A 6,661-nucleotide genomic window follows, 5' to 3' on the forward strand; every position below is an offset into this window, starting at 1 on the left:
TGCGTGTGCGGCTTGCGGTGTGCGTGTGCGGCTTGCGGTGTGCGTGGTCGCGGCGGGCGGCGGCCGGCTCGGGGTCGGGGCCGGGACGCGGTTGCCCGCGGCTGAGGCGCGGGGCGTCCGGCTGCCGCTCCCGGTCAGGGAGCGCGGCTTGGCGGCCGGGCGATCCGTCGTTGTCTCGCTCTGGCCGGTTACTGTGCGGCACCCGCGCCGCGCCCGGGGAGTCCCCGTGCGGGACTTGTCGTTCAGTGGTGCCCGTCGCGCGACGGACGGACCCGGTCGCGGGACGAACGGTCGTCCGTCGCCGCCGAGCGGCCGGCGGTACCCGCGTCCAGCGCCTCCGGCAGATGCAGCCGCGCCAGCATCACGGAGGTCCCCGCGGGGATCCTGCCGGGCGTGGCCAGGGACACGCCCACCATGGTCAGGAACGCCGCCGGGACGCTCCACGCGGCGGGCCCGGCGAGCAGGACGCCGGTCCAGCCCGGCCCGCCCGCGCCCAGCAGCGTGACCGTCATCGCCGTCACCGACAGTCCGCCGCCGACCAGCATCCCGGCGACCGCTCCGGCCGGGGTCAGCCGCCGCCACCAGATGCCCAGCACCAGCAGCGGGCAGAAGGTGGAGGCGGCCACCGAGAAGATCAAGCCGATCTCGTGGGCCACGGACACGCCGCTCTCCGACAGCAGCAGCGCGATGGCGCAGGGCGCGAGCACGGCCAGCGCGGAGGCCCGGCGGAAGCCGCGCACGTCGCCCCCGAGCAGGTCCTGCGAGAGCACGGCGGCCACCGACAGGGCCAGCCCGGAGCAGGTCGACAGGAAGGCGGCGAAGGCGCCCGCCACCACCAGCGCCGTCAGCAGTTGGCCCGCGGCGCCCGGCACCAGCCGTCCGGGCAGCAGCAGCACCACGGCGTCCGCCCGGTCGGCGGAGGCCAGGCCGGGGGCGTAGAGCCGGCCCAGTCCGCCGTACAGCTCGGGCAGCAGGTAGAAGGCGCCGAGCAGGCCGAGGACGCCCACCGTGGTGCGGCGGGCCGCCCGGCCGTCGGGGTTGGTGTAGAAGCGGGCGATGACGTGCGGCAGGCCCATCGCCCCGAGGAACGTGGCCACCATCAGCGAGTACACCGTGTACAGCGCCTGCCCGCCCTGGCCGGGCCCGGCGCCTGCGGCCGGCGCGGGTGCGGCGGGCGGGCTGCCGGCCGGGTGCCAGACGCCGCGCCAGACGAGCAGCAGGACGACCGCCGGGACGGCGAGCGCGGCCAGCTTCACCCAGAACTGGACGGCCTGCACGAGCGTGACGCTGCGCATGCCGCCGGCGATCACGCTCACCAGCACGACCGCCGTGACCAGCACCGCACCCGTCCAGGCGGGCGCCCCCACGGTCGCGTGCAGGGCCAGTCCGGCGCCCTGGAGCTGCGGCACCTGGTAGAGCCAGCCGATCAGCACCACGAACGCGGTGGCCGTCCGCCGCACCGCCAGGGAGCCCAGGCGCGCCTCGGCGAAGTCGGAGACGGTGTAGGCACCCGATCTGCGCAGCGGCGCGGCGACCAGGACGAGCAGTACCAGATAGCCGGCCGTGTACCCGATGCCGTACCAGAGCATGGTGGAGCCGTAGGCCACCAGCAGGCCGGCGATGCCGAGGTAGGAGGCGGCCGAGAGGTACTCGCCGCTGACCGCGGACGCGTTGCGCAGCGGTGAGACGGTGCGGGAGGCGACGTAGAAGTCCGGGGTGGAGCGTGCCCGCAGCCCGTAGGCGCCGACGGCGACCGTCAGGGCGACGACCAGCAGGACGGCGGTGAGGTTCGCGGGTGTGCTCATGAGCGGTGGACGTGCTCCACGAAGTCGCGTTCGTGCCGCTCGGCCCGGCGCACGTAGCAGGCGCCGGCGGCCACCAGCAGCGCGTAGACCGGCAGCCCCAGGATCAGCCAGGGCAGGCCGATCCCCCACAGCCGCACCCCGTGCGCCGCCCCCGGGCGCCCGAGCAGCAGCGGCAGACAGACCAGCGGCAGGCCGACCGCGCCGCACACCAGCAGCGCCAGCCGGAGCTGGGTGCGCATCAGCGCCTTGACGTACACCTCGCCGAGCGGGGTCTGCTCGTGGACGTCGCGCACGGCGGCGTCGCGCCGGCCGGGGCGGGCGGCGCGGGTGCGCGGGTGGGTGACGGTCACCCGCGAAGCCGGCTCAGCCATCGGCGGTCCCTCGTGATCTCGGCGGGCCGGACGGGGGCAGCAGCAGTTCCCGCAGCCTGCGGTTGCTGCGGCGGCTGACCGGCAGTACGGCGCCGGCCACCCGGACGGACAGCCGCCCGGAGTCGGCCAGCAGTTCCTCGATGTGCCCGGTGGCGACCAGGTGCCGGCGGTGCACGCGCACGAAGCCGGCGTCCTGCCACTGGTCCTCCAGGCTGGACAGCGGCATCCGCAGCAGGCAGCTGCCGGATTCGAGGTGCAGGCGCACGTAGTCGCCGCACGCCTCCACGTGCCGTACCTCGGAGCGCCGGACGAACCGGGTCACCCCGGACAGCTCCACGGCGATCGTCTCGTCGTCGGTGTGGGCGGGCCGCGCGGCGGCGGAGGCCGGGGTGGGGGTGGAGGTGGGCGCGGGGACGGGTGACGGCGCTACGGGTCCGGGGGTCGCGGGCGCGGGCGTACGGCCCGCGGCGGCCGGTTCGCGGCCCCCGGAGCCGGATTCCGGACCGGCGCCGGAGCCGGGGCCGGGTTCGGACGCGGCCGTTTCCGCCCGCCGCTCGGCGATGCGCCGGACGGTCTCGGCGAGCCGCTGGGCGCGCACCGGCTTGAGCAGGTAGTCCAGAGCGCGCACCTCGAAGGCGTGGACGGCGAAGTCGTCGTAGGCGGTGACGAACACCACCGGCGGCGGCTCGGCGAACCGGGACAGGACCCTGGCCACCTCCAGCCCGTCCAGTCCGGGCATGCGCACGTCGAGAAAGACGGCGTCCACGGGCTTGTCCTCGCGCAGCGCGCGGTCCAGCGCCAGCAGCGCGGCGGCGCCGTCCGCCGCGGACTCCACGGGGCCGACGCCCGGATTCAGGCCGAGCAGATAGACGAGTTCCTCCAGGGCGTGCGGTTCGTCGTCGGCCACCAGGATGCGCAGCATGGATGAGTGTGTACATTTCCCGCACAGCGGGTCAATCTCCCGGCGCGTGTGGCATTCGCCACATCCGAGAAGGGGTGCCGCTCACCTGAGCGAGCCGAACCCCTCGCCCGGCCGTTCCCCGACCCCCGCCGGGGCCGTCACCCCGGCCCGGTACTTGGGCACGCGGATGCGCACCTTGGTGCCCGCGCCGGGCGCGGTCTCGACCACCAGCCCGTACGCGTCCCCGTACACCTGCCGCAGCCTGGCGTCGACGTTGCCCAGCCCCACGCCGCCCCCCGACCCGGCGGACCCGGACCTCCCGGCGCCGCCCGCGGTCAGGATGCGGCGCAGCTCCTCGGGGTCCATGCCGACCCCGTCGTCCTCGACGGTGATGTGCGCCTCGGCGCCCGCGTCCCAGGCGAGCACCGTGATCTTCCCGGGTCCGGTGCGGCCCTCGAAGCCGTGCCGCACGGCGTTCTCCACCAGCGGCTGCACGCACAGGAACGGCACCGCGACCGGCAGCACCTCCGGCGCGGCCTGCACGTCGACGCGCAGCCGGTCACCGAAGCGGGCCTGTTCCAGCACCAGGTACTGGCCGATCGAGCGGAACTCCTCCGCCAGCGTGGTGAACTCGCCGTGGCGGCGGAACGAGTAGCGCGTGAAGTCGGCGAAGTCCAGGAGCAGTTCGCGGGCCCGCTCGGGATCGGTGCGCACCAGCGAGGCGATCGCGGTCAGCGCGTTGCACGAGAAGTGCGGGGAGATCTGCGCGCGCAGCGCCCGCAGCTCGGCCTCCACCAGGCGGGTGCGGGAGCGGTGCAGTTCGGCCAGTTCCAGTTGCCCGGACGTCCAGCGGGCCACCTCGCCGGTCGCCCGGACCAGGCCCGCCGAGACGCCGGGGGCGTAGGCGAGCAGCGCGCCCTCCACCCGGTCCTCCACCACCAGCGGCGCGACGACGGCCTCTCGCAGCTCGCAGCCCACCTCGCCGCACCAGACCCGGTCGGCCTTCAGCACGGCGGTGCCGCCGCCGGCCAGCACGTCCGCGGCCAGCTCCACGGCCGCCGCGCCGTGTCGCTTCCCGGCCCCGTCCCAGGCGAGCAGCCGCCCGGTGTCGGTGACGGCCAGCGCCGGCACCCCCAGCAGCTCACGCAGGTGCCGCGCGGCCGCCCCGGCCGACGCCTCGGTCAGCCCGCCGCGCAGCGCCGGGGCCGCGAGGGAGGCCAGGTGCAGCGCCTCGAACGCCGCCTGCCCGGCCCGCCCGTCGAACCCGACATGCCGCCGCAGCCATCGCCGGTGGCCGAATATGCCCGTCATGGCGGACACGGTAACTCCCGGGCGCGGCGGCACGACTTCCGGGAAGCGGGGCGGGACGGCTCCCCGCCGGCCGGTCCGGGGCCGAGCGCCTCGGTGATCTTCGCCACGGTCATGCTTGCGCGGACAGCAGCACCATCCGGGCCCGCCGCCACATCACCCCGACCCGCTGCCCCGGCGGACGATCCGCAGCAGGCGCTGCCCTTCGCGGTCGTCGCTCTCGCGGACGCGCGGAGACCGGAGGTGGCCGGTGGCCACCACCCGGGCGCAGCGGTCCCGCGACGCGCCTCGTCTCCGAGGGTTCCTCACACGTCCCGGCTCCGCTGCCGCGCGTACGCGGCGGCGTACGTCGCGACCGTCAGACCCAGCATGATCCACACCGGCTCCCAGCGCATCGGGCCGTGGTCGAAGGCGTTGTCGGAGGAGTAGAAGGCGAACAACTGGTCCAAGAAGTCGTAACTCAGCAGAGCCCGCATCCTGTACTGCAATTCCGCACCCATGGTCGAAACGATCACCAGTGGGACGACGTACATCGCGGCGATCATGATCGTGACGGTGCCCGCCGAGCGCCGGACGATGGAGCCGACGAGCAGCCAGAACAGCCCGAGCAGCGCGAGGTAGAGGCTGACGCCGACCGTGGCCATCAGCCATTCCTGACCGGATACGGGGCGGATGAGCCGGCTCTTCAGCATCGACATCTGCTTGAGCTGAGCTCCGATCATCCTCCGGTATCCCTCGTCAGAGACGAACTGGAGTAGATGCAGGGTCTTGAAGATCCGCCCGTAGTGGGCGAACGCGTCGCCGAGCCCTGTGGGCCGGCCGTCGCGGGAGAGCATGCGGATAAGGTCGTGGCCGGGGACCTCGCCCAGGGTCAGGGAGCCTGCCACGCGGAGCATGTCACCCCAGTGGGCGCGAATGCGGTCCAGGCGGATGGTGTGGTTCGAGACCGGCTGGAGCGGCCCGTAGTCGGCCGCGGTGTTCGTGCGCCACAACCGGGCGTCGGAGATGTCGGCGATCCTCGGTGAGAACTGGTAGCCGCAGATCGCGAACAGGCCGAAGACGATGTCGGAGTAAGACGCGGTGTCCGTGATGACGGTCTCCGGCTTCGGGCCGCCGTCGCGGGCGTGGATGGCGTCCAGGATGAACAGCGAGTCGCGCAGGGTGCCCGGCACGACCACCCCGCCCAGTCCCATCACCTGGTCGTTCACCACGTTCAACCACGTTGCGCCCTTGTGCCGCAGACCGAAATAGCGAGGATTCGAACCGGCGTACAGGGTCTGTACCGGGACGGTGAACCGTACGCCGTCGGCGGAAGCGACCAGGCCGCCGCCCCACGCCCGGACGACGTCGATCTTCGCCTGCGCCTCGATGAACAGGCCGTTCGCCGCCGAGATGTTCTCTGCCCGGAAGTAACCCTGGTCGACCTGGACCAGGCGGCCACGGGTGAGCGCCGGGACGCCCGGCTTGATGACTGGGGTGAACCCGACGTTGCATGCCTCTGACAGCAGCACCGCGCACAGGCTGGTGGCAAAGCTCTCCATGTGGGAGTCGGCGCCGGAGATGTGCGTGAACACCTCCTCCATGCCGGTCAATTCGGCGACCTCCAACAGCAGTTCGGGGAAGTCGACCTTCGGCAGCATGCCGTTGACCAACTGCCTGAACGGCGGCATGAGCTTGGGCTCCTCGGCCTTGCTGAGCTTGGCCAGTTTCAGCTTCCCGCCCACCACCTCCAGCGCGGTGTTGCCCGATAGCCCGGCGGCGACCTGGACATACGCGGCGTGCAGGGCGGAGGCGAGTTCGGCGAGGTGTCCGGCGGGCTCGCTCTCCAGACCGAGCGCGGTGAGCACCTTCGGCTCGGCGGCCGCCCACTTGGCCCCGGCCAGCAGCTTGGCGCGCGGATCGCCCCAGCGGTCGCCGTCCCTGGCGAACACGTCCCGCCGGCGCAGCGAGCGATGCAGGTGCTCCAGGACGCAGAACGAGTACGCGGCCTTGTCGACCACGCCGTGCGGCAGGCCGGGGTTGGCGAACACAAGCCGCCGCCACGAGCCGGTCACCAGGTCGGAGGCGACTTCCTCGGCGCCGACCTTCTTGCGGCCGATCAGCTCAGGCAGCCGTTTCAGCGCCGTCACGACCGGGACACCAGCCTCGACCGCGCCGAAGTCGATGACCTCGACCAACAGGCGGATGAAACCGCGCACGGTGCCATAGCGGGCGACCAGTTCGGCCCGCCATTCCGCGTCGTGGCCCCCCGACCCCACCCTGAGGGGTGGGGGAAC

Annotated in this window: 5 protein-coding genes; all 5 read right to left on the reverse strand. The window is 73.5% G+C overall.

Translation table 11 applies throughout. The annotated features are described in order from the left end of the window. Positions 1 to 242: 242 nt before the first annotated feature. The 5 genes from ACZ5GT_RS36435 to ACZ5GT_RS36455 all read right to left on the reverse strand — a co-directional run bounded on the left by ACZ5GT_RS36435 (position 243) and on the right by ACZ5GT_RS36455 (position 6,643). Positions 243 to 1,805 carry a sodium/solute symporter gene (locus ACZ5GT_RS36435; protein ID WP_469035104.1) on the reverse strand — a complete coding sequence of 521 codons (1,563 nt, stop codon included), beginning with the start codon at positions 1,803 to 1,805 and terminating at the stop codon, positions 243 to 245. Beyond that, on the reverse strand, positions 1,802 to 2,176 hold the full coding sequence (locus ACZ5GT_RS36440; RefSeq protein ID WP_469035107.1) for a hypothetical protein: 375 nt from the start codon (positions 2,174 to 2,176) through the stop codon (positions 1,802 to 1,804). The genes ACZ5GT_RS36435 and ACZ5GT_RS36440 overlap by 4 nt, the downstream gene beginning before the upstream one ends. Then, entirely contained in the window at positions 2,169 to 3,098 is a 930-nt protein-coding gene (locus ACZ5GT_RS36445; RefSeq protein WP_469035109.1) for a LytR/AlgR family response regulator transcription factor, read from the reverse strand. The genes ACZ5GT_RS36440 and ACZ5GT_RS36445 overlap by 8 nt, the downstream gene beginning before the upstream one ends. A gap of 81 nt (positions 3,099 to 3,179) precedes the next feature. Further along, positions 3,180 to 4,388: a sensor histidine kinase gene (locus tag ACZ5GT_RS36450; protein ID WP_469035111.1), complete on the reverse strand. Its 1,209-nt coding sequence runs from the start codon at positions 4,386 to 4,388 to the stop codon at positions 3,180 to 3,182. Positions 4,389 to 4,690: 302 nt separating this feature from the next. Continuing rightward, a complete protein-coding gene (locus tag ACZ5GT_RS36455; RefSeq protein ID WP_469035113.1) occupies positions 4,691 to 6,643 on the reverse strand; it encodes a Tn3 family transposase in 1,953 nt (650 codons plus the stop codon). Positions 6,644 to 6,661: the final 18 nt, after the last annotated feature.

Source organism: Streptomyces sp. NPDC031340, from assembly GCF_055569945.1.

Bases quoted from the DNA above. Each gene is read 5' to 3' on its own strand.
- ACZ5GT_RS36435 (WP_469035104.1), bottom strand. From the start codon at position 1,805: ATGAGCACACCCGCGAACCTCACCGCCGTCCTGCTGGTCGTCGCCCTG.
- ACZ5GT_RS36445 (WP_469035109.1), bottom strand. From the start codon at position 3,098: ATGCTGCGCATCCTGGTGGCCGACGACGAACCGCACGCCCTGGAGGAA.
- ACZ5GT_RS36440 (WP_469035107.1), bottom strand. From the start codon at position 2,176: ATGGCTGAGCCGGCTTCGCGGGTGACCGTCACCCACCCGCGCACCCGC.
- ACZ5GT_RS36450 (WP_469035111.1), bottom strand. From the start codon at position 4,388: ATGACGGGCATATTCGGCCACCGGCGATGGCTGCGGCGGCATGTCGGG.